Genomic DNA, 23,076 nt, shown 5'->3' with positions numbered 1-23,076 from the left:
CAGATTGTCCACCGCGGTCAAGAAAGCGGGATTACCGCCGTCGTACTGCGCCGGCCCGACGCCGAGCGCCCTCACCCCCTGCAGGCTGATGGCGCCGCCGGCCGACAGGTCCGCGCTGGCGTCGGAGACGCGGACGCGCAACTGGTCGGCGAGTAGCGTGTAAACATAGCGCGATTGGCCAACCGTATCTCCCGGCAGGTAATAGCCCTCTTGGACCACACCAGTGACGATGCTCGCGGCATCGGCAATGTTGCGGCCGGCGCTAAGCACCGCGGCGCCGGAGCCGACATCGAGGCGGCCGCCGAGAATGTCGCGCGCGGCCCGGATCGTCACATTGCCGCCGCCGAAGGTCTGCAGCGTGCTGGCGCCGGAGGGCAGCACCTTGGTCTGGAGCGAGGTATCCGCAACGGTGGAAATGGTCGAGACGTCGCGGCCGGCGTCGACGAGGATATCGCCGCCGCCGAGCGTGCCGAGGCCCTCGCGGAACAATTGCGGATTGATCGCCACGCTGGTCGCAGTGCCGATCTGGCCGATCCGCCAGGGCTGATCCTTGGAACCAACAAAGGCGACGGGGAGGTGAAAGCGTCGAGTGTCGCCGCCAGGCTGAGATCGCGCCGGCCGAGCACGTCGCGCCCCGCGCTGACGCTGACGTCGCCGCCGCCGTCGAGAGTGACCGGATCGGCCAGCACCACGCCTGCGATGCTGTTGTTTTGCAGGCCCGATATGCCGTAGCCATAATTCGACGCCGTGCTGAATACGCTGGCCGTCGAGGCCGCCACGCCATAGCCCGCGGTATAGATCGCCGGCCCGCCCAATTGCTGCGACCTGACGTCCAGCCCGGCATTGGTCGCCGTCGGGATTGTTGACACCTGTCCTCTACCGTCGACGTAGACCGGCGCCACCGAGCCGCGCAGGTCGACGTCGCCTGCGGCCGCCAGGCTGATGCTGCCGATGCCGGTGCGGATCATGGTTTGCCGGATCAGCGGCACTGCGACACTGGCGCCACCGCCGCTCGCCAGCCCCGGGAATCCGCCCGGATATTGCTGCAGGAATTGCGAGAACAGCGACACCGAAATGGTGACCTCGCGGTAGTTATTCCATTGCTGCGGAGACCGCCAGACCTTCACATGGGCGCTCGGATTGGCATTAAGGGTATTGGTGATGAAGGTCTGAAAATCGGTCGGGACCTTGGACCAGTATGGCAGCGAGATTGCGGTGTCGCCATCCAGGCCGGGGAACAGGTTTTCGAGATAGCTCTCGAAGGTGCCCTGCCCGGCCTGGAATGAAGCCCCCATAGAGTTAGAGGCGCCGTCGTACACATCGATCAGGAAAGTACCGGACGCCGAACCCGCGGTGATGGTCATGGTCGTGGGCTTGGCGCCATCGACAATCAGGCTCGCAGTGCCGAATCCGGCCACGCGCACCGGGTCGGTGCTCGCAGTGGCGCCGGCGACCAGACGATAGCTCGACGACGTCGCAATCCTGTTGCCCGGCAACAGCGGAAACACCACCGCGCTGGCCAGCGCATCGCCGACGCCGCCCGGTCCCGAACTCAGCGCCGCGGCCGAGATTGCCGAGCGGGTTGAACGGCACGTGCGGCGCCAGCGGACGTGGGCCACCGCTGCCGCCGCCCCCGCCGTCAGTTGATCGATGCCCAGCCCGGTGTAATCCTGGCCGTTGAAAAACGTGGAGTAATAGTTATCCCATGGCGTAGGGTCGTTAATGTAGGTACTCCAGTCGATGTAAGTGCTTGCGTCACGTTCGCCGCCGAGCAATGACAGCGTGGTGCTGCTTGTCAGGCCGGCGGCAGCAGCCTGGAATGTCGGATCGTACTGGTCACGGAACTGGAAGAAGCCGTCGGTGACGCTGCCCTTGATTTGCAGATTGCCGCCGGCGCGGATTGCAAGCTTCGGCGCGGCGCCGGTGGCCTTGCCGCCGACGCGGTAGGTCATTTTTGTGTAGTTGGCGAGCAGTTCGGCTTCGCTGCCGACCTTGACATAGGCCTGCCCCGTCTTGGCATCGACATCCATCAGCCCGGCCGCCTTGGCGGCGGTGACATTGACGATCCCGGCGCCCAGGTTCCAGTTCGAATTGAGCACGATGTCGCCGCTATGGCCGAGATCGATGCCCGGCCGCGCGGTGAAATTCGCCTGCCCGGCAAGTCCGCCGAGATTGGCATAGGCAGCCGAAACGTCGTAGCTCTGGACGAAGTCGACCACCGTATCGGCGCCGTTGTCGCCGAGGAAGTTGAGGCCGGCGACGGTGGTCAGTGTGCCGTCGGCATTGGCGGTGTCGAGGCCCGCCGCAACGTCCAGCGTGATGGTCCCCGCGACATTGGTCACGCCGGTACAAAGCCCGCTGGCGGCGACCGCGGCGAGATCCCAGCGCTTGAAGCCTTCGAGTTCGACGGCGCGGGCGCCGACCACGCTCGCCGCCGAAGCGACCTCGACATTGACGGTCTTGCCGCTCGGCCCGTCGATCACCGGCGCGCGGAAGCTGACGATGCCGCCCTGGTCGCCCTTAGCCGCCTGATAATAGACCACGCCGTTGCGCAGCAGCGGCACCAGCCGGTCGCCTGGGCGTTTGGCGGAGACGTCGATCACGGCGCCGGAGGCGACCGTGATCTTTCCGCTGGTGCCTGAGACGACGCCTGCGCCGGAGGTCGAGGTGGTGCCGGCGATGAAATCGGTGCCGAGGGTGACATTGCCGGCCGACGCCTGCCGGCTGTCGTCGGCGGCATAGCCGCTGGCGGTGGCGTCGAGGCGCGCGCTGGCTTGCAGCGTCACGCCGCGATTGCCGTACAGCGCGATATCGCCGCCATTGACGCCCGATGTGTCGATGGTGCCGCCGACGATGACGAAGCCGCCATCGGCCGTGAGGTTGACCGATCCGGAGCGCAGGGTTTGTCCGAGGCCGAGCACGATGTCGCCGCTGCGGGTGCGCAGGTCGAAGCCGCCGGTGAAGCCATAGGCCCCGACCCTGTTGTTCAACGCCACCAGATCGATCGCGCTCTGGGTGTCGAGGGAGAAGATGCCGCCGCTGGCGCCCATGCCGCCATGGCCATCCAGCACAGCGGTGCCGAGATCGATCGCGCCATTCGGCGCAGACAATGTGAGCTTTCCGGCATTGCCGGCGCCGCCGCCAACCGACAGGGTCGCGTTACCGAGGCTGATGCCGCCGGCGCCCTGCGCGGCCAGCGTCAACGCGCCGCCCGGCGCCGAGCGCGTCACGGGATCGGCGCTGTCGCCGAAGGTCTTGGCGTAGCCCGGCGCTTCCAGCACGGCGCCGTTGGCGAGAATGATGGCGCCGGTCGATGTCACATTGAGAATGCTGCGGTCGAACGAACGCGCGTGCCGGAGATGACCACGCCATTTCCTTCGATCGTCAGCGACGATCCGGGAACGCCGGCGATTTGGCCGGCGTCGATGGCAGCGAGACCTGCATTGCTGACCAACACGGCGCCGGTGGTCCGCAGCGTCAGATCGGAGGCAGTCTCGGATGCTGTGCCGGAGACGGCGCGGTCGCCGAGATAGGGCGCGATAAGCGTGAGGCTGGCGTTGCCAACGTCGAACACGCCGGCTACGCCGCCGCTGAACACGCCCTTGGCGCCGGTCAGGCTGACGCCTGCGCCGAAACCGCTGGTAGCAACTGTGCCTGCGCCGAACGTGATTTCGTCCGCCATGAAGGCAAGCGAACCGGTCCCCCCGGTCGAGACGCCCGCGGTGCCAGTGCTGTTGGTGAGCCGGAGCCCGGCGGCTGTGATTGCGACGCTACCGCCCTGGCGCGCCACCAGCGTTTGCGCGTCGAAGGTGGTGGACCCGAACCTGTAGGCGCCGTCGTCGAAGCCGATGCTGGTCTGGGCGTGCAGCGTCAGATGCTCGCCCTGCGACAGCAGCGTCTGCAACTGCGGCGTCAGGATGACGGTGCCCGGCGTGACGGCGCCCGAGGTGAAGGCGATCGCGGGGGCGCCGAGCGAAATCGATTTCGCTTGCAGCACGGTATTGTTGGCAAGGGCGACGGTGCCCGACGTATCGAGACCTATCGAGCTGCCCTTGGCCACGATATTGCCAACGATCAGGCTAGCGGCGGGCACCACCGGCGTCTGCGGATCCTTCAAGCGGCTGACCAGTCGCTCCGGCCCGTTGGCGACGCGGAACAGCGCGCCCTCGGCGGTGACGAGAGGGTTGATATAGTGCGGTCTTCCTTGATTATCGACAGTCGACGTGACACGGCCGTCGATGATGTAGTTGCCGCCGCGCTCGTCGTTAAGCACGCCGGTAGCAATGATGGCGGCGCCGTCGGCCAGCGTAATGCGCGACGCCACCGGGTTGGCGATCTGGTCGTCGACGACCAGCACGATTTCCGGCGCCGACAGCGGATGCGCGGCATCGTTGGCGACCAGGATGGATTGCGCGTTGACGAGCAGGCTGGTGGTGCCGTCGGCATTGTCGGTGCGGACGCCGCCGATCAGCAGGCTGCCGGCATTGAGCCGGGTCAGACTGTCGGCGGTGACCTGAATCGCCCCATTGGCCGGCGCGCCGGACAGGGTCGAGACGATCTCGAAATTCCTGCCGCCGATGTCGACCTGCGAGCCGCGGCCACCCGGCGCCGCGGCGGCGTTGAGGGCGGCATCGATGGTGAGGGTCGCCACCGGATTGAGCACCAACCGCCCGGCGTCGACGCCGAGCCGCGGCGTCAATACGCCAGTCGATGCGGCCGAGGCTCGCGCGAGGGCATCGCCGGAGCTGATGACGATACGGGAATTCTGCAGGATTGCCGTTTGCGACTGTACGTTGAAGGCCTTGATTGCCGATTGCGATGAGCCGGCAATCGCGTCGCCATAGAAGCCGGACACCAGTAGCGAGCCATCGGCGTTCTGTATGCCGGTGTCGCGCGGCAGGCTCGCGCCGGTCTGCTCTACCACCCGCATGCCGCCGGGAAGCATCGCGTATTTTGCCGGCAGCAAGGTGTACCAGCCAGCCGCCAGACCCGGCGCAGCGTCGAGATAAACCCTCCGGCCAACGCCCGCGACCGAATACAGGTTGGCGTAGTCGGCGGAATAGATCGGATCGTAGGGCGCGGCGGCGGCGTTCGACAGGCCGGGGACGATGGCATAGACCTGCCGCCCGTCGGCATATTGATAGCCCTTGTTGCCGCTGTACTGGTCGCTGTTCAAGCGATCCAGTACGTCGCGGGAACCGCCGGTGCCCGGGATGAATTCGTAGGCGGAGACGTCACCGCCGCCGCTGAGATCGACGGTCGCGCCGGCATTGATGGCGATGCTGGCGCCGCTGATCTGCAGCACCTTGATCGGCGGCCCCGTCAGGGCCTCGACGCCAGTCGGCGAAAAATACCATTCCTTCAGATCGGTGGTGGTGCCGTAGGGAATCACGAGACCGTTGGCGGAGACGCCGGTGATGCTGCCGTCGAGTAACGCAACGCTCTGCGTCGCCGGCGCAAAATTTGTCACGGCGCCACCGCTGGAGGTCTTGCTATAGGTCGTGTTGGAGCCGAGCGTCAGGGTGCCGAACGGCACCCGCACGACGCCGCTCTGGGCAATATGGGCGGCATAGACGCCGAGGTTGCCGCCCGCCGAATAGGGCGTGGCAGGCACCGTCGCGCCGCTGCGCCCGAAGGCGATGGTGCCGTTCGCCGCAGTAGAGGAAATTGTGAAGGTGCTGCCGGTGGTCGGATAGACCTGGCCCGCGATCAAGGAGAGATTGCCGTTGGCGGCAATGCCGCCCTGCAGCGTGTAGACGGTCGGGACGAAGGTGGCGTCATAGGTCCGCTGCCACTGCTGCACGCCGTTGAGGCGGATGTCGCCAGTGGCCTGAAGCGTTGCGTTGGCTACCGAGCGATCGAAGATCACCGCGCCAGTGACGTCGATGGTATCCGCCTTGAGGATCACGCTGCCGGTGCCGACGGCGCCGATATTCGGGTCGAAAATCGTGTCGATTGCACTGGCAATGCCGATGTAGTGGGCATCGATCTCGAGACGCCCGCCGGATCGCACCACCGGTATCAGCGGATCGGCGCCGGAAATATTCGACGTGGAAACAACGCTCTGATAGGGCCGACTCTGCAGGAAGAAAGCACGTCCGAGATCGAGCGTGGCGTCGCCCAGCGACGTCACGCTGCCGATCGCCACCATGGTATCGAACCCGGCGCTGCCGATCATGTCGGCAGAGATCGCGTTCTTCGCGGGGAGCGCAGGATCGCGCTGCGTCAAGATCGGATCGAGAATGAGCAGCGTGCCGCCATTGGCCTGCGGCGTGCCCCCTTGCGCACGGATCGTTGCGCCGGTCAGCGTGGCGCCGTTGGCCGCCAGCAGCGATCCGGCGTCGCTCCAGGCCGGGGTGCTGACATAGTTGTTCTTGCTCCACATCGAGATGGCGCCGCCCGCGGCAATCATATCGAACGATCCGGCCGCGCCGGAGAGATCGAGCACCGAACCTGGCTGCGCCACGATAGTTTCCGGCATCCGCCAACCGACAGGGTTGAAGAGCGCAAACACCGAGTTTGTCTGGGCCTTGAACAAGGTCGATCCCAGCCGCGAGGCGCCAAGCGACGCCAGCGTCCCGCCGGCGACAATGCGACCGTCGTTCAGGGGCCGGCCATTAGCCGCGAAGGCCCGCGGATTGGCGATTGCGGCGCCCGACAAGTCGGTGACGCTACCCGGCGCCAGCACGATGCCCTGATCGGCCTCCAGTATCCCGAGTAGATAGATGTTTTCCTGGTAGCCGTTGGCCTGATCTCCGGCCACCTCCTGATTGGTCAGCACACGTCCCTGGGGATTCTTGATGCCCTTGGCATTGAGCGCGCTCGGATCGATCAACCCGTCGGCCCGGACGCTGAGGATGTCAGAGAGTGCATGCACCGCGCCCTGGGGGTTTGCCTTCGTCCCGCCATCGAACCCGCTCGCATAGAGGCTTGGTAGCACCAGCGACTGCGTAATCGTACCGCCGGCAATCCGGATGGCGCCCTCGTTGAACAATTTCGATGCCGACAGGGTGCTGCCGGCGGCGCCGGTGATGCGCCCGCCCTGGGCGACATGAAGCTCGATCAGCCCGCCGAAGTTCAGATTGACGGCCTTGCTGTCCCAGGCGTTGTCGGGAAGCACCGGCGCCAGCACCGAAAGCAGATCGCCGCCGCTGCCGAGATTGCGCAGCGCCGCGTTTTGCGCCGAATTCAGCAGGCTGGGCAGCACCGACTGCGTCAGCAGCAGGTTCTGTCCGTCGCCGATAGTCAGGGTCTGCGTTGCCAGCACCGCGTTATAGCCGCCTTTACCGTTGTCGAAGGTGCTGGCGCTGATGTCGGTCTTGTAGGAGGTGATGTTGTAGGTGGCGAAGCCCGCCGTCGAGACGAAGTCGAAGGGCAGCACGGTCCCGGTCGCTGCCGTGCCGGTGCCTAATTCGAATTGCGGCGTGACCAGAGTGAAGGTGCCGCCGCCGCCAAAACCGTGCGCCTCGATCGCGCCAGGATTGATCGCAATGCGGGTATTGATCTGGCTCGGATTGAGCGCAATGGCGCCATTGCTGTTAACCCGGAAATGGCTGCGGTCAAACTGCGGATCATCCGAGATTTGATAGTAGCCGGTATCGCTGCGGAGCGAGAGGTTGCCGCCGGTCGCAGTGAGATTGGACTTACCTTTTTGGTCGATGCGACCGCCGCCGGCAAGATTGAGCTTCGCACCCGAATTGATCAATATGCTGCCAGAAATATCAGTGGGAAGATAAGTCGACGCATTGCTGCCGTAGCTGGCCGCGTTGTTGCCAATATAGCCGTTCGCGCTGGTGATCCCCTCGATCAGTAGATCGCGCGAGGCAACGTACATCAAAATCGACCCGCCGTTGAGCCAAGCGCTGCCGAGGATGCGGTCCGTGGCGCCAAAATCATTGACCCAGCGTCCAGCGACATCGATGCGTCCATTGACGACGATATCGAAACTGCCAAGCGCGGGCGTGGTCGGCGCAAAGATCGATCCGGCTCCATAATAGGTCTCCAGCGCGACCTTGCCAGAAGGCGCGGAGATGCCGCCATCGATCCGGATATTGCGGCCGGCTAGCGCGTCGAACACGCCGCCTGCATTAAGCGCCACCCGAGCATCGGCATCGACCACGATCGAACCGCCGGAATACAGCGCGACTTCGCTAAGGCCGGCATTCGAGATCATCTGGTCGGACAAGGTCACCGTATTCAGGCGCGACGCAGGCAGGACCGAATTGGGATCACGCGTCGGCAACGTGTACGATCCATTTGGTGCGATGACCACCCGCTGCCCGTAGCTGAAATCGTTAGGTAACGGTGTCGGATTATGACCGATGGCGATGTTGCCACCGCCGGAATCGAGCTGGACGAACAGCATGCCGCCGGCCGGCAATTCGCTAGACGCCGCCTGCACCGGGCGCTGGTCGTTGTAGACGAGAGTTTTGCCGGTGCCCGCCTTGGCTGCTGCGCGCTGGCGTTCCCCCGCGAAGGCCTGGCCATAGATCGTGGCTTCCAGCAAAGCCGCGGCCGCCTTGACGGTCAGCGAGCCGGCATCTCGTCCTTCGATATACTGTGTTTCATAGTGCGAGCCGTTCTTGAATGGATCGGCATAGAACTCAACGAAGCCCCACCTCGCATGATTGACAGTGAACCCCTGGTAGATGCTGGTGTAGGTCTGGTCCGGATTGGCAGCGCCGATCGGAACAATACGTCCGCTGGATGAGACCAGCATGGTCTGCTGAACCATGCCGGCCTCATACGTCACCCAGCCGCCGGCGATGTCGATGACCGCGCCGGATTTGAGGATGACGCTGGAAGCATTGATGCCGGGAATGGCCGCGGTGCTCGGGTTACCATTGTAATTGATCGCCCCGAAGGTGACGTTGCCGCCTTTGGTCATCAGTTCGCTGGCGCTGACGCCGACCAGTTGATAGTAGCTGGCGGCGTCGATCAGCGGCGAGCCGATCCATGCCACGCCGTCGGCGCGCACCCCCGACAGGCGCGGATCGAGATAGACCGTGGCGCCGTTCAGGAAGCCTGCTCGATAGAGCGGCGAATCGCGCAGCTCGTTGCCCTTGACCGGCGAAATTGTTACCTGGTTGCGCGACGCCGGGATTACGACCCCGGCGAGGCCGGCGACGTCGATCACGGCGCCGTCGTCGATAAAGATCGTCGGGATCGCGGTGTTGAACTGATTGTTCATTCCGGAGACAGCCGCCCCCGAGGGGGCGCCGAACGTGACGCTGGCGCCCGGCGCATAGATAAACGCGCCGGATTGCATTTCAGTGTTGGAAACGTTCGACAGCAGGCCGCCAATCCTGATCTCCGACGGCTTGAAATTGGCGAGCGAAGTCGCATCCTGGGCGATGGTCTCGGCGCTGGAATCCGGCCGGATCGAAATCAGACTGCCGCTGGACAGGCGGATATTAGCACCGTCGATCAGAATCGAACCATTGCGCGACACACTGGTCGTCGATGACAGCACGCCGTCATTGACAGCCGCTGCACCGGTCAGCGTAATGTTTCCCCGGTCGGCTTCGATCAGTCCGCTTGCCTGGTTCCAGACAGTGCCGCCGCCCGCGAAGGCGAAGAGCCCGCGTACATTCGGGTCGGAGCTGTCGGATGCCCCGGTGGCGCGGGCGAGCGAAACCGAGGTGCCGCCTGCGAATATCACTTGGCCGGCGGGCGCTGCCAGCGAGCCTGCATTGATCACGTGCGGCGCCGCCAGCAAAATCAAGCCATTGTCTCCAACAGTCCTGATCGACGCGCCCTGCTCGACGGTTATATCGCCAATCCCGGTTGCTCCCGCTAACGCAGAAAAGGTGCTGGGCCTATTGTTGATCGTCGCATCTGCGGCCGTCGCGTCGGCGTAGCCGAGCAGGCCGTATTGCATGAACATCTGATTGCGCTCGGCCAACGTGGTGGCGACCGATACGCCCGCCTTAGCGATGGACGCCGGGCCAACATCGGAAACAGTGGCGATCAGCGAACCGACATTGATCTGGCTGCCGGCGCCGAAGATGATGCCGTTCTGGTTGATGACCAGAACGGTGCCGTCGGCCTTGATATTGCCAAGAATCCGGCTCGGGGCAACGTTGCCAACGACGCGGTTGAGCGCGACCCAGTTGGAATTGCCCTGCTGGTCGAAAGTCAGCGTGGTATCGCGCCCGACATTGAAGGTCTTCCACGACAGGATGGCATTGCTCTGGGTCTGCCGCACCGTGACATCGACTTGTCCACTCGCATTGCTGGCTTGCGTCGGCTGAAGCGCACCGTCCCAGGTGTTCTTGCCCGTCGTGTCCAGCGCCGCCGAGACGCCGGTTCTGACCGGATCCAGTCCGCCCGTGGTGATGCCGTTGGGCACAGCGCCGGGAGAGCTGAGCGCAGCATTGCGCGCGGCGGCCTGGACGGCGCGCATCGCCGCCAGCGCCTGGGTCACCCGCGACATCGACTGCTGTGACGACTGCTGTGCTGCCTGTTGAGCGGCCAACGCATTTGACTGTGCAGTCAAGCCCGGCGATGGCGAGGCTGCGCCACCCGTCAGGGGGCGCGCTGAGGCCTGCGTTGTCACTATCAGCGCCATCACGCTGGCGCCGGCAAGCAGCAACGACCGATTCTTGCGGCCAACTCCGGATGCCATCGCAACGCCGTCGTTCGAACTGTTCTGTACCTGCTGCCGAACAGAGCGACGGTTGCTACGATACGATGACGACAGCGTGACAAACGACATGAACCGGCTCCAACTCATCATAGGTGCGGATCTAGCGATCCGAGACAGATAGAGAGTTTATCGGTGACGTGCCGATCAAACTCCTCGTCTATCCCTTCGACGCTTGGGCCGACATAGATCAGAACCGCGCCGTTAAAACTTTCTCCCTGTTCATTCTCTCAAATGGCTCAGCCGATGAGAACTACGGAGCCGGGCAACCTGCGCACACGAACATCGAAGGCCTGCTGCAGATAGATTATTACATTTTCAAGACGACCGATCTGGAAACTGGCGTCGATCCGGCGCGACGCAAGACTGTCATCCATCAGGACCAGCAAGCCGGGCCGGTAGCGATTCACTTCAGCAATGACCTCCGAAAGCGGCGTCTGGCGAAACAGCAGACGACCCTGCTGCCAGGCCGTCACCTGCATCGGGTCGACGTCTTCGGCTTTGCCGGCGATCGCATGATCGTAGGTCATCTGCTGGTTCGCACCGAGTTTGACGGTTTGCGTGGTGTGCTCGACATCGATGCTGCCATCGAGACAGGCGACGCGAACCTTGCGGTCGCCATCCCGCCGGATATCGAACCTTGCGTTCTGCGCGATGACGCGGCCGGTGCCGGCGGCGAATATACAGCTGCCGTTCGCCTGCGGCCCGGCCGCCACCACCGCTTCGCCATTGATCAATTCGACATAGCGTCCGTCGCGCGCATTGGAGCGCAGGCTGAGGCTGGTCCGTGTATTCAGATCGACGCTGATGCCGGCGGCAACATCGATCTGCTTGCGTTCGCCTGTCGCGGTTCGAACATCGGCGCCCAATTCCAGAAGCGACGGCCACAGCGCCAAAGGCGGATGAACCGCTGCATAGGCCGCACTGGCAGCCATGGCGGCAGCCGCGCCACCGAACATCGCGCGGCGCGTGATCCCCGCATTTACGATCGCGCGGGCGGGCGGGGGCACCGCATTTTCGGCGACCGGCTTCAGTCCATTCCAGACATGGGATGCCTTCGCATAAGCCTGTGCGTGCGCCGCATCCAGGCCGATCCAGCGTTTGAAGGCCTCTCCATCGGCCTGCGTGGCCCGGCCGGACGACAACAGTGACAGCCACGCCACGGCCTGCTGACGCAACTCGCCGTCGCGCGCCGACCCCGAGGCCTTCTTTTGCCCGCCGACGCCATCGTGGCTTTCCTCGAATCCCACCACCACTCTTTCAGTTCCCTATTTATCAGTAGACGTTTTGGGCGGGTACGATCCGAACCGCGTCGTCAAAACTCTTTCCAGCCGGTCGGCACAGAATTCCAGCGCTTTTCGCAGGTCCTTGTCGATCATCCGCTCGGAAACGCCAAACCGGCGCGCCAATTCGGCATGCGGAGTGCCATCGACGCGAACCGCAATGACAATGGCGCGCTGCCGGGTCGTCAGGGCATCGAACGCGCGCGCGAGCATCGCCAGCTCAGATCGCGCCTGGATGTCCTGCTCGCCGTCCGTCGCCGCCTCGGCAAAGTGATAGAGGGCTTCGACCTCCGAATAGGACAGACGACGGTTGTCGGATCGACGTTTGTCATTTGCGATATTCAGCGCCACCCGGAATATATAGTCGTCCGGACGTTGCACTACGCCGGTGTCGCCCACCGAATCCAGGCGCATGTAAGTCTCATGAAGAACTTCGCTGGCAAGTTCTTCCGAGCCGAGCCGCCGGGTCAGACGCCGACGCAACTCGACATAACCGCTAACGATAGTCTGAGACAACGACAGCAACTTGCTTTCCGCCATGCTGCACGCGTTACCGCACCGAACTGATCAAATCAACGCCGGATGCATCCGGCGCATTCATCCACGTCCCGATCTCGGCCCGGCGCATTCGCCGGTGCGCTCGGGCGACCTGGCCAGGATGACAAACGTGACGGGCTGTTTCAGGCCGCTGGGCAGAGGCTGACCAATGGAGGCGCTGCGGACACTCTCGACGATCCCGGTGGAAACGTCGTCCGCGATGGGCGACGTGAGGACCCGCGCATCCGTCACCTTGCCGGCTGGATCAATCCAGATCGCAAGCGCAACGCGATGCTGTGCCGGAACGAAATTCGCGCGCGTACATAAAGCGTTCATGACCGTCGTCTGCAGCGCCGCAAAGAAAATCACGCGCTCGCGGTCACCCCCCAGCTCGGCGCGCGCCCAGTCGCAGGTTCCTGCATCCCAGGCGCAACCACCGTATAGGCCCGCTCGGCGGCGCGGCGAATTTGCAAGCCCGTTCCCGCCAATAGCGCCCGGAGCGCGGCCTCGGCGGAGTACTCACCCTGGAGCGGGCTTGAATATTGCCCCGCTGCCAACGCGTGTTCGACGAATACTTCCACGCCGGTCATTTCGGCGTATGCGATCAGCGCATCTTCGAGTAGCCCCGATGGAATATCGAAACTGACAGCATCCGTTGTAACATTAGTCGCTAGCTGTTTGCGCTGCTTCTCGATGGAATCCGCATTGCAGACGAGCACTGGATTTAGAATGGCACCCCAAGCGACGAGGCACATCGCAATGCGTCGGCTTTTCCAAAACTCTTTAGTCAAAATCACCCGACAGCCGATAGTCCTCGACCGAACTGCCATACTATTCAGACCCGAAAGAACACTAGGGGACGCTCGCGCGTGCACGCCGCCCACAGCCTCCCCGGCAACGGAAAGAACTCGGTAGAATATTATGCCAATCGCGTGACGGCTTCACGACAATCGGCATTGTTCTTCGGCGCAACGACAAACCGGTGGGGCTTTTCGTCGGCCTGCATCGACACATCGAGGAGTATATTCCCGTCCAATCACCGTCCTTTTTGCGCCAGAAGCTGTCGTTCCCTTCACAGCAGCGCGCAGCCAGCGCCGTGGGCGGCGACGGCCCAGTGGCGGCAATGAGCCGCGCCGAACGCCCGCGGCACAAGCAACGGGGTGATTCATCCCGGCTAATGGCATCGACAGCCGCCCCAGCCGACCATAGCTGCCATCCAACTAACGACGAAGCCGGGGCGGGGATCCTGCGTCGGCGTTGACTATTTCTTCTTTCCGTCGGCATCGAACTGCTTCAGGAACGCAACCAGGTCATTGGTCTTTTGCTCGTCCTTGAGGCCGGCATAGATCATCTTGGTGCCCGGAACCTTTGCCTTCGGATCTTTGATATATTCGCGGAACGTAGCTTCGTCCCATGTAATGCCGGATTCTTTGTTGGCGACCGAGTAGGAGTAGCCGGGCACGCTGCCTGACTTACGGCCGATGACACCGTTCAGATTGGGCCCGACCCCGTTCTTCGCATTCTCGCCGATCTGATGGCACAGTTTACACGTACCGAAAACCTTCTCGCCAGCGGCCGCGTCTTGGGCCCGAACCTGAGCCGATCCGGCTACCGCCAGCATGGCAATGAAAATCAGTCTTCGCATCTTATGCTCCTTGGTTTGCTCGTCGCGGGCAGGCTTCATTGCGTTGCTGCAATTCAAAAAAGATTGCGGGTCACGATTTCAGGCACCGTAGATGATCGGAGCGCCGCGCGGCTCGCAGAGTCGGGCTTGCACGCCCGAACGTTTTGCGACGATGTCACGGACGCTCGCCGCCGGCATCATGCTGAATGCAGTCGAAAGCGCGTCTGCTTCGGTTGCCGTCGGTGCGATCACGCTGACGGTGTGGTAGAGCGCCGGGCTGCGGCCGGTCGCCGGATCGAACAAATGGGTGAAGCGGCCCGTGGCATCGAAGCGAAATCCGGAGCCGGCGCTGGTGGCGACGGCGCGGTCGACCAGATCGATGGTTTCGGTGAGCGTGCCGGGGCGATCCGGATCGGACAGGCCGACGCGCCATGGCATGCCCCCGGCGCTGCGCCAATCGCGCGGATCTCCCCCATGTTCACCAGTGTTGTCGAGAGGCCCCCTTGCGCAGCATCTCGACCACACGGTCGGTGGCGTAGCCCTGGGCGATGCCGTTCAGCGTAATAGTCGCGCCGCGCTTGACGAGCGCGATGCGCTCGGGCCCGACCAGCAGGCAGCGATGTCCCACCTTGGCCAGCGCGGCGGAAAGCTGGTCCGACGGCGGACCATTGGGGTCAGGATGCTCTGTCGAAAAGTGATCGGCATGGAGTTGCCACAGCGGCTGCACCGTCGGATCGAAAGCCCCATCGGTCAGTTCGGCGAACGACAGCGATGCTTTCAGCAGCGCCACCATGTCGGCCTCGGGCGATATGAGGATGCCGCTCCGGTTCAGCGCACAGATCGCGGAGTCGGTCCGGTACAGGCTGAACTGCTGCTCCAGCCGCCGCACTTCCAGCAGGCAGTGCTGGACCAGCCGTTCCGCTTCGGCCCGGTCCGGATGGTAGATTTCGATGGAGACCTGTGCGCCGAGTGCCGAGCCGTGCCAGCGGATCGCATCGCTCGCCTGCGCGCAACCTCCCCCAAGAACGGTTGCACCGGCGGCCATGGCCGTGATCGCAATCATGCGCCGGCGGGTGAGATCGTGAGTCAGCATCGGCCGCGCTCCTTCAATTCAGCTTTACGTCGGAATGGTCACGCTCGCTCTGATCGCCGACGTTGTCGCTGCCCAGCACATAGGCCGGCGGTATCTCGGCGAATGCGACGACGCGACCGCCATTCGCCATGACGAAGCCATCGGCGGCGGCGCGGTTGCCGAACGGCACGGCTTCGGCCGCGCCCATGCCGCCCTGCTTGCGGCTTTCGATCACGAAGAACGCCTTGCGCGCATCGATCCAGTTAGTAGCGCCGGGATCTTCCCAGCTTGGTGCGCGCGCCATGTCCGAGACATAGACCGCCCGGATGTCGCGCGGCTGGTCCGGCATCAGGGTAAACGCCACGGTGTCGCGCACCGAAGTGAACCAGAACGGATCGATCCGGCTGCCGGTGATGATCTGTCCCTTCGGGCCCGGATGCTCCATCAGGTTCATGCCGCAGAACACCCCCATGGCTTCGGCGTTGAGCGCCACCGGCGGCGGCATGACGGCATTGCCGGCATCCTGGTTGCAGCCACTGAGAAACAATGCCGCGATGGCGGCGCAGAGGATGCGCAGGGTCATAATTCCCTCCGTGCAAAGAACAGGGTTGCCAGCCCGAGCGGCGCCGCGATCCACAGCGCGAGGCCCAGCAGCAGAGCGCCGATCCCCGTGGTTGCGGTGCCCGCCAGTCCGGCCATGCCGGAGAACTGGCTGACGTTGAAGCCGGTGAGATTGGACAGGCGATAGAGGTCGGTGGGGTTGAGGAATAGCAGCGCTTCCAGCACCGGCGCCGAAACGATCCGCCCCTGGTCGATCACCAGGATGCCGAGCAGCGCCATGTCGAACACCAGCACCATCAGCAGCCAGACGCCCACCGAGAGGCCCGCCGCGGTGCCGCGGTCGCGGACCAGGCTGCTGATGAGATAGCCGATCGCCACGAACACCGCACCGAGCATGATCGACGTTCCCAGCATGGAGGCGAAAGCGTACCAGCTCGCCGCCAGCACCGAGGCGCCGGTGATCGCAAGCGCGACCGCGGCGGCGCCGTAGCCGATCACGGTGGCGAAGGCGAGGATCAGGACGTGGCCGCAGAATTTGCCGAGAATGACCTGGTACCGCCCGACGGGATAGCTGAGCAGCAGGATCATGGTGCCGCGCTCCATCTCGCCGACCACCGCATCATGCGAGATCAGCAGCGCGATCAGCGGCAGCAGGAAGATCGTGAGGCTGGAGAGGCTGACCACGACGACGTCGAGCGCGCCGGCACCGACATTGCCGGTCGGCGCGCTGCCGAGGAAGGTCAGCGACAGCGACAGCGCACCGAGCAGCAGCGTGGTGGCGAGGACCCAGCGGTTGCGCAGGCCCTCCTGGATCTCCTTGCGCGCGATGATGAGGATCGTTCTCACGCTGCCTGCTCCTGCGTCCTGAGAAAATGCGCGTAGAGGTCGTCGAGGGTCGGCGCGGCGATATCGATGTTGGTGACCTTTTGATCGTTCGCCGCGGCCCGCAGCAGCTTCATCTTCTGCGCCTCGTCGCGCGCCAGCAACACGCAGCCACGCGGGGTAACGATCGATTCACCGGCCATCCATGCGGGGGCCGCACCCGTCGTGCCGGGCGCCAGATCGAGCGTCAGGCGGATCGGCAATTGCGAGATCGAGCGCAGCTCGGACAATGTGCCCTGCGCGACCAGAATGCCGCGGTTCATGATGAGGACGTGTTCGGCGCGGTCCTCCAGTTCATTGAGCGCATGCGACGAGATCAACACGGTTGCGCCGTCGTCGCGCAGCTCGTTGAGGATCTCGTAGAAGGTCTGCCGCAGCGCCGGATCGAGCCCGGTGGTCGGCTCGTCCAGCAGCAGCACGCGCGGCCGTCCGAGCAGCGCCTGCGCCAGCCCAAGCCGTTGCCGCATCCCCTTGGAATAGGTGCCGACCCTGCGGTGAGCCGCATCGCCGAGGCCGACGCGCTCGAGCAGCGGCCATCCGGTCGAAGGCGCCAGCTGCTTCAGCCGGGCATAGAACGCCAGGGTTTCGCGCCCCGTCAGCGCGGCATTGAAGGCGACGTTCTCCGGCAGATAGCCAAGCTGGCGGCGCGCCGAGAATTCGCCTGCGGCAGGGTCCTGGCCGAGCACACGGATCTCGCCCTGATTGGGATGGATCAATCCCAGCATCAGCTTGATCAACGTCGTCTTGCCGGCGCCATTATGGCCGACCAGCGCGCTGAGCCGCCCCGGGCTGAGCATGAACGAGACGTCGCGCAGCGCTTTCACCGCGCCGTAGCTCTTCTGGACGCCAGTGACGGAAACAGTCGGGTTCATTGCAGGCTCCGGCTGGAAGACGGCTTCGGCGGCGGGGCGATCAGCGGACGGGTGTCGACGACGCCGCCGGGATACAGCGCCGGAAACTGCGCCTGTGCCCAGCGCAGCACCTGCACGGCGGGACTGTTGATCAACACCTTGGCCTGCGGTGCCGTCCACAACACCCGGTCGACCACGTCGTTGGGCCGATAGGCGGTGTCGGCGATGCCGTCACCGTTCAGGTCGAAGGCCGGGTTGTCGCTCCAGTAGTTGCCGCGCCCTCCCTTCGACCAGTCGAGGTCGCGGGTGCCGACATATTTCACCTGGTTGCGGTTGCCGACGAAGGCATTGCCGGTGATTTCGTTGCCTTCGGAGCCGGCGGTGAAATGCACGCCGATGCCGCAACGCTCGAACCAGTTGTTGCGAAACTTGTTGTGGTTGGTGTTGTAGATGAACACACACTTCTCAGGCCCGCTGCGCTGGACCTCGGCCGGCTTTGCATCAGGCACCATGCCGCGTTCGTCGTCGGGACCCTCGTCGCGCGCGTCTGCGATAATATCGATCCGGCCGCCGGCCACCAGGTTGCCGTCGATCTCGGCATAGTTGGCATAGTTGAACAGCAGGCCGTAGTCGCGGTCGCGGTCGGAGATGTTGTTGCGGATCACCAGCCGGTTTGAATACATGATGGCGTAGCCGACGTGATTGCCGATGGAGACGTTGCCGCTGACTTCGCTGTCGTTGGTGTACATGTAGTGGACCGCGAACCGCACGTGCTCGAAGCGGTTATTGATGAAGCGGTCCTTGCGGCTCGAAATCGTAAAGATGCCGTCGCGACCATAGCGGAAGGTATTGTCGGCGATGGTGACGTCGGGTGCGTTCCACAGCGAGACGCCGTTGCCGGCCTCGTTGAGACGACCGTCGCGCATGCCCTCGACGACGTTGTGCTCGACCCGCGTTCCCGCAGCGCCGTGCACGTAGATGCCGAACAGGTTGCCGTCCAGCCGGTTATTTTCGATCCGCGCACGCTCCGCGCTCTTTTCGAGGAACACCCCGGAATCCATGGTTTGCAGGTTGCGGCCGGATCCCTTGATCGCAAGGCCGCGGATGGTCACGTCAGGCGCGGTGACCGTGACGACATTGCCGGCCCCGTTGCCGTTCAGCACGACGCCCGGTCGTCCCGCTAGCACCAGACGGCGATCGATCCGGAAGTTGCCCTTGTATTCGCCCACGTCGAGCTCGACGACGTCGCCGTCCTGGGCCCGGTCGAGCACAGCCTGAAGCGGCTGCTCAGGCGCAGCCCTCAGCGTCTCCGCGCTGGCGAAGGTGGAGATTCCGGCGGCGAGGATCGCCGCCGGAGCAATGCGTGACAGGAAATGCACTTGCGCTTCTGCCTCAGACCGTTTTGGGCTCGACGAGCATGCGGCCCTTCATTTCCATGTGCATGGCGTGACAGAACCACGAACAATAGTACCAGTAGACACCGGCACGGTCGGCCGAGAACGTCACCGATGCTGTCGCCATGGGCGCGACTTCCATCTGAATGCCGTAATTCACGATGGAGAAGCCGTGGGTCAGATCTTCCACTGCGTCGATGTTGGTGACGTAGACCGTGACCTTGTCGCCCTGCTTGACCTGGAATTCCTCCAGACCGAACGCCGGGGCGGTCGACGTCATATAGACCCGCACGGTGCTGCCGTCGCGGATGACCTTGGAGTCGGCTTCCAGATTGATACCGTCCGCCTTGGCCTGCTTGACCGCGTCCGCAAACATCGGATCGGCACGATCCCAGATCGAGACCGGATTGATCTTGGACCGATGGACGATGGTGGCGTCATGCGGCTCTGCGAAGCTCGGACCGTCGTGGATCAGCACCATCTTGTCGCCGGAGATGTCGATCAGCTGGTCGTTCTCCGGCTTGAGCGGACCGACATTGAGGAAACGGTCCTTGGAGAACTTATTCAGCGAGATCAGCCATTTTCCGTCGGCCTCCTTGGTCTGGCCCATGGAGGTGTGGTTGTGGCCCGGCTGATAGTGGACGTCGAGCTTCTGCAGGATCGGGTTGACCTTCTCGCCCTTGAAGGCACGCTTGGCGAGATCGATGTTCCACTTCACGACCTGGCTGTCGAGGAACAGCGTCGTATAGGCGTTGCCCTTGCCGTCATAAGCGGTGTGCAACGGGCCGAGTCCGAGTTCGGGTTCGGCAACCACGACGTCGCGCGGCTTGATCTTGTCGTCGAACAGCTGGTCGAACAGCCGGACGTCCATCACCGTGACGGTCGGCGACAGCTTGCCGGCGGCGACGATGTGGATGCCGTCGGGCGCGGTGTTCATGCCGTGCGGGCTGTTGGAGACCGGGACGTAACGGGTGTACTTTGACCCCTTGCGGCCGTCGATGACCGGCACGCCCCTCATCTCCTTGAAGTCGCCCTTCTTCACGGCCTCTTCAATGCGCTTGATGTTGAAGATGGTGACCCAATCCTGCTCGTTGGCGGTCATCTCGGCGAGGGTCACGCCCTCTTCCGAATTGTAGCAGGTGGCGAAGGCATACTTGCCCTGGTAGTCGGCATCGACGTTGTCGAGGTTGCCGTCGACGATGACCTGCCAGGCGACCTTCATGGTGTCGCCGTCGATGGCGCTGAAGATCGAATGATACTGCTTCTTGTCGTCGAGGATCTTGCCGTCGTTGGGCAGCGGCACGCCGTCCTCACCATTGGCGAACACATAGCCGGTGCGCGGGAATTTCTGCACGCGCAGGCCATGCACGGTGTGCTGGTTCGGCAGTTCGATGATCTTGTCGCACTTCATGACGTCGAGGCGAACGCGCGCGACGCGGGTGTTGGCCTTGTCGTTCATGAACACGTAGCGGCCGTCATAGGTGCCGTCGGTGAACGACAGATGCGGATGATGCAGGTCGCCGTTCATGTAGGTGCCGCCGCGGGTCTTCAGGAACTCGCGCGTCTCCGGCAGCAGGCCTTCGGTGAGAACCTTCAGGCTCTCATTGGTCTGGCCCCAGCCGGTGGCGCTGCAACGGTTGAACACCGGCACGCGCATCAGTTCGCGCATCGACGGCAGGCCGACGATACGCATCTCGCCCGACTGGCCGCTGGAGAAGAACGTATAATATTCGTCGAGCTCGCCCGGCAGCACTTCGGCCTTCTGGACGGCGGGGCGCGCTGCTGGCGCCTTCGGCGCGGCGGCCTTGGTCTGCGCATCGGCCGTCGTGGCCGACAGGCCGACGCCGCTCGCCAGACCGACACCCGCGGCGACGGCCGTCGTCCCGAGCAGGGTGCGTCGACTAAAGCCACTCCCGTTGTTGCTGCTATTTTCGCTCATAGTAAGCCTCCTGGGCTTGCGGTTGGTGGTGGACTGGTGGCCTCGGCAGGCAGCCCGATCGGGCGCCCTCCGGCGGTGATGACGGTGCCGGGCGACTTGCCGGCACGCATCGATGGCGACGACAGCGCTTCGCGCTTCTCGCGCTTCAGCCGCACCTGGATCATGTGCGGACAGCGGTGATCGTCGAAATACAGTTCCTGGCAATGCATGCAGTAGATGCATTCATTGACGTTGATGTGCCCCTCGGGGTGGATCGCCTGCACCGGGCATTCCTTGGCGCAACGCTGGCATGGCGTGCCGCATTCGGGCCAGCGCCGCAGCCATTCGAACATGCGGATGCGACCGGGAATGGCCAGTGCCGCGCCGAGCGGGCACATGTAACGGCAGAAGAAGCGCTCGACAAACAGGCCAGCGGACAGCACCGTGAGGGCATAGATGACGTAGGGCCACTCGCGTGCGAACTTCAGCACGATCGCGGTCTTGAACGGCTCCACCTCGGCCAGCTGCTCGGCAAAGGCGGTCGAGTACAGCGACATGCCGAACAGGCCGAGGAAGATGATGTACTTGATCGGCCACAGCCGCTCGTGCAGGCCCCAGGGCAAGCGGTACTGCGGAATCTTCACCGCCTGGGCGATGTTGTTTAGCAGCTCCTGCAACGCGCCGAACGGACACAGCCAGCCGCAGAACGGCCCACGCCCCCAGAACAGCAGCCCCGCCGCAATCGAGGCCCACAGCAGAAAAATCAACGGCGCCGACAGGAAATACTCCCAGCTGAAGCCGGTCAGCAGCGAATTGGCGAAGGTCAGGACATTGACGACCGAGAGCTGGGCGTTGGCGTACCAGCCCATCCAGACCAGGATGAACACGAGATAGCTGCGGCGCACCCACGCAAACAGCCGCGGCCGGGCCACCAGCGCATTCTGGAAAAAGAAGATCAGCGTCAGCGCGCCCAGGGCGAAGATCGTCGTTCCGATCTTGGCCGTGTTGCCGCGCCAGATCTTCATCCACAGCGGCTCGTCCTCGGCTGCGGAAGACGGTGCGGAATCGCCGGACATTCTTCCGGCGGGCGACGCTGCCGTGGCAGTCGGCGCAGCGGCCGCCGGCTTCGGCGTCTCGCGCTTCATATAGGCGTCCGGCAGCGTGTAGCCGAGATCGAAGGTGAGCCAGGCCTTCTCACGTGTGCTGATCACGCGTTGAACGAGCAGTTGCAGTGCCCACGGCTCGGTCGGATCGAGCGCAAATTCGGCGGGCACGGCGAACAGGGCGATTTCGGGAAAGGCCGGCGTGCCTTCGGCGGCGAGGCTTCCCAACCGCGTGTGATCGCGGTCGCGGAAGCGCATGCTGTTGGTGTCCTGGATCAGCTCGACGCGATCGAAGATCCCGCCGCGGACATAGGCCGCCCCCTTGAATGAATAGCGCCCGGCACCGGCGACGACCAGCGCCTGCTGCCCCGGCTTGAGTCTGGCTGCGAGGCGATTGTAGCCGTCGTCGCCCAGCAGGCTGCGGCCGATGGTCGGCACGGCGACGTCGGCAAGGTACAGATCGATGAAGGTTTCGTCCGGCTCGCCCTCCTCCGGATGCGCAGCGGCGGCTGCATTGCCCGACTTTTCAAAAGCCTGGTTGATGTCGCCGACCGTCAGGAAAAGCCGGCGCACCGAGCCGTCCCCGACGAGGCTTTGCCAGTCGCGGACCTCGCCTTTGGCGGTATCGACGGTCTTCGTCACCGTTGGCTGCGTTGCGCCAGCGACCGCACTTCCCGGCGCGCCGAGGCGGCCGCTCTTGATCAGCTTGGTTGCGGAGCGGACGATGCTGTCGCCGATCACCAGCACGGTGACCGTCGCGCCACTGACAATGTCGACCTGCGGTGCCGGCGCAGCCCCGCGTACCACGCCCGCAATATCGGCGCCGATCAGCTTGTTGACCGCTTCGAGGATCCGCTTTTCGGGAATGCCCAGCAGAACGATGGGCTCCTTATGCTCCACCAGCTTGAGGCCGGTGAGCACGCCCTTCGGATCGATGCCCACCAGAAGCTGGATCGGCTTGCCGGAATAACCAATCGCATTGGCAAAATCGGAATTCAGATAGATGAAGCCGAGGAGTTGATCGTCCTTATACGCCGGCATGATCGCCGGATCGCCCTGCAGCGGTCCAAGCCGGTTGGCGCCGGGAACGAGCTCGCCCGGCTCAGCTTTGCCCACGAAGTCGCTCAACCGGCTCGCGGCACGCGCCTCAACGGCAAATGTTCCCGCCAAAATGGTGAGAACGAAGCCCAACAGGACATGAATGAC

General features: G+C 64.0%; 13 protein-coding genes and 1 pseudogene. All 14 read right to left on the bottom strand.

The window, feature by feature from the left end:
• Window positions 1-329: 329 nt before the first annotated feature.
• The gene (locus ONR75_RS07465; protein ID WP_265082042.1) at window positions 330-3,320 is read right to left on the bottom strand and encodes a hypothetical protein; all 2,991 of its coding nucleotides are present in this window, start codon (window positions 3,318-3,320) and stop codon (window positions 330-332) included.
• Complete coding sequence (locus ONR75_RS07460) at window positions 3,317-10,435, bottom strand: filamentous hemagglutinin N-terminal domain-containing protein (RefSeq protein WP_265082041.1); 7,119 nt, start codon at window positions 10,433-10,435, stop codon at window positions 3,317-3,319. The genes ONR75_RS07465 and ONR75_RS07460 overlap by 4 nt, the downstream gene beginning before the upstream one ends.
• 449 nt (window positions 10,436-10,884) lie before the next feature.
• Complete coding sequence (locus ONR75_RS07455) at window positions 10,885-11,901, bottom strand: FecR family protein (RefSeq protein WP_265082040.1); 1,017 nt, start codon at window positions 11,899-11,901, stop codon at window positions 10,885-10,887.
• Window positions 11,902-11,913: 12 nt separating this feature from the next.
• Window positions 11,914-12,468, bottom strand: a complete 555-nt coding sequence (locus tag ONR75_RS07450) for an RNA polymerase sigma factor (RefSeq protein WP_265082039.1) — start codon at window positions 12,466-12,468, stop codon at window positions 11,914-11,916.
• 57 nt (window positions 12,469-12,525) lie between these two features.
• Window positions 12,526-12,834: an energy transducer TonB gene (locus ONR75_RS07445; RefSeq protein ID WP_265082038.1), complete on the bottom strand. Its 309-nt coding sequence runs from the start codon at window positions 12,832-12,834 to the stop codon at window positions 12,526-12,528.
• Complete coding sequence (locus ONR75_RS07440) at window positions 12,831-13,262, bottom strand: secretin and TonB N-terminal domain-containing protein (RefSeq protein ID WP_265082037.1); 432 nt, start codon at window positions 13,260-13,262, stop codon at window positions 12,831-12,833. Before ONR75_RS07440 ends, ONR75_RS07445 begins: the two co-directional genes overlap by 4 nt.
• A 464-nt stretch (window positions 13,263-13,726) precedes the next feature.
• The gene (locus tag ONR75_RS07435; protein ID WP_265083578.1) at window positions 13,727-14,110 is read right to left on the bottom strand and encodes a c-type cytochrome; all 384 of its coding nucleotides are present in this window, start codon (window positions 14,108-14,110) and stop codon (window positions 13,727-13,729) included.
• Between the two features lie 78 nt (window positions 14,111-14,188).
• A pseudogene (locus tag ONR75_RS07430) lies at window positions 14,189-15,182 on the bottom strand (FAD:protein FMN transferase).
• A 13-nt stretch (window positions 15,183-15,195) separates the two neighbouring features.
• Entirely contained in the window at window positions 15,196-15,744 is a 549-nt protein-coding gene (locus ONR75_RS07425; protein WP_265082036.1) for a nitrous oxide reductase accessory protein NosL, read from the bottom strand.
• On the bottom strand, window positions 15,741-16,568 hold the full coding sequence (locus ONR75_RS07420; RefSeq protein WP_265082035.1) for an ABC transporter permease: 828 nt from the start codon (window positions 16,566-16,568) through the stop codon (window positions 15,741-15,743). The genes ONR75_RS07425 and ONR75_RS07420 overlap by 4 nt, the downstream gene beginning before the upstream one ends.
• The gene (locus ONR75_RS07415; RefSeq protein ID WP_265082034.1) at window positions 16,565-17,476 is read right to left on the bottom strand and encodes an ABC transporter ATP-binding protein; all 912 of its coding nucleotides are present in this window, start codon (window positions 17,474-17,476) and stop codon (window positions 16,565-16,567) included. The genes ONR75_RS07420 and ONR75_RS07415 overlap by 4 nt, the downstream gene beginning before the upstream one ends.
• On the bottom strand, window positions 17,473-18,834 hold the full coding sequence (locus tag ONR75_RS07410) for a nitrous oxide reductase family maturation protein NosD (protein WP_265082033.1): 1,362 nt from the start codon (window positions 18,832-18,834) through the stop codon (window positions 17,473-17,475). Before ONR75_RS07410 ends, ONR75_RS07415 begins: the two co-directional genes overlap by 4 nt.
• A 13-nt stretch (window positions 18,835-18,847) precedes the next feature.
• Complete coding sequence (gene nosZ / locus ONR75_RS07405) at window positions 18,848-20,788, bottom strand: TAT-dependent nitrous-oxide reductase (protein WP_265082032.1); 1,941 nt, start codon at window positions 20,786-20,788, stop codon at window positions 18,848-18,850.
• A complete protein-coding gene (locus tag ONR75_RS07400; protein WP_265083577.1) occupies window positions 20,785-23,064 on the bottom strand; it encodes a NosR/NirI family protein in 2,280 nt (759 codons plus the stop codon). The genes nosZ and ONR75_RS07400 overlap by 4 nt, the downstream gene beginning before the upstream one ends.
• Window positions 23,065-23,076: the final 12 nt, after the last annotated feature.

Source organism: Rhodopseudomonas sp. P2A-2r, from assembly GCF_026015985.1.
Taxonomy (GTDB): domain Bacteria; phylum Pseudomonadota; class Alphaproteobacteria; order Rhizobiales; family Xanthobacteraceae; genus Tardiphaga.
Note: the sequence above shows the minus strand (reverse complement) of the source record. Positions and strands in the feature narration are given on the sequence as shown.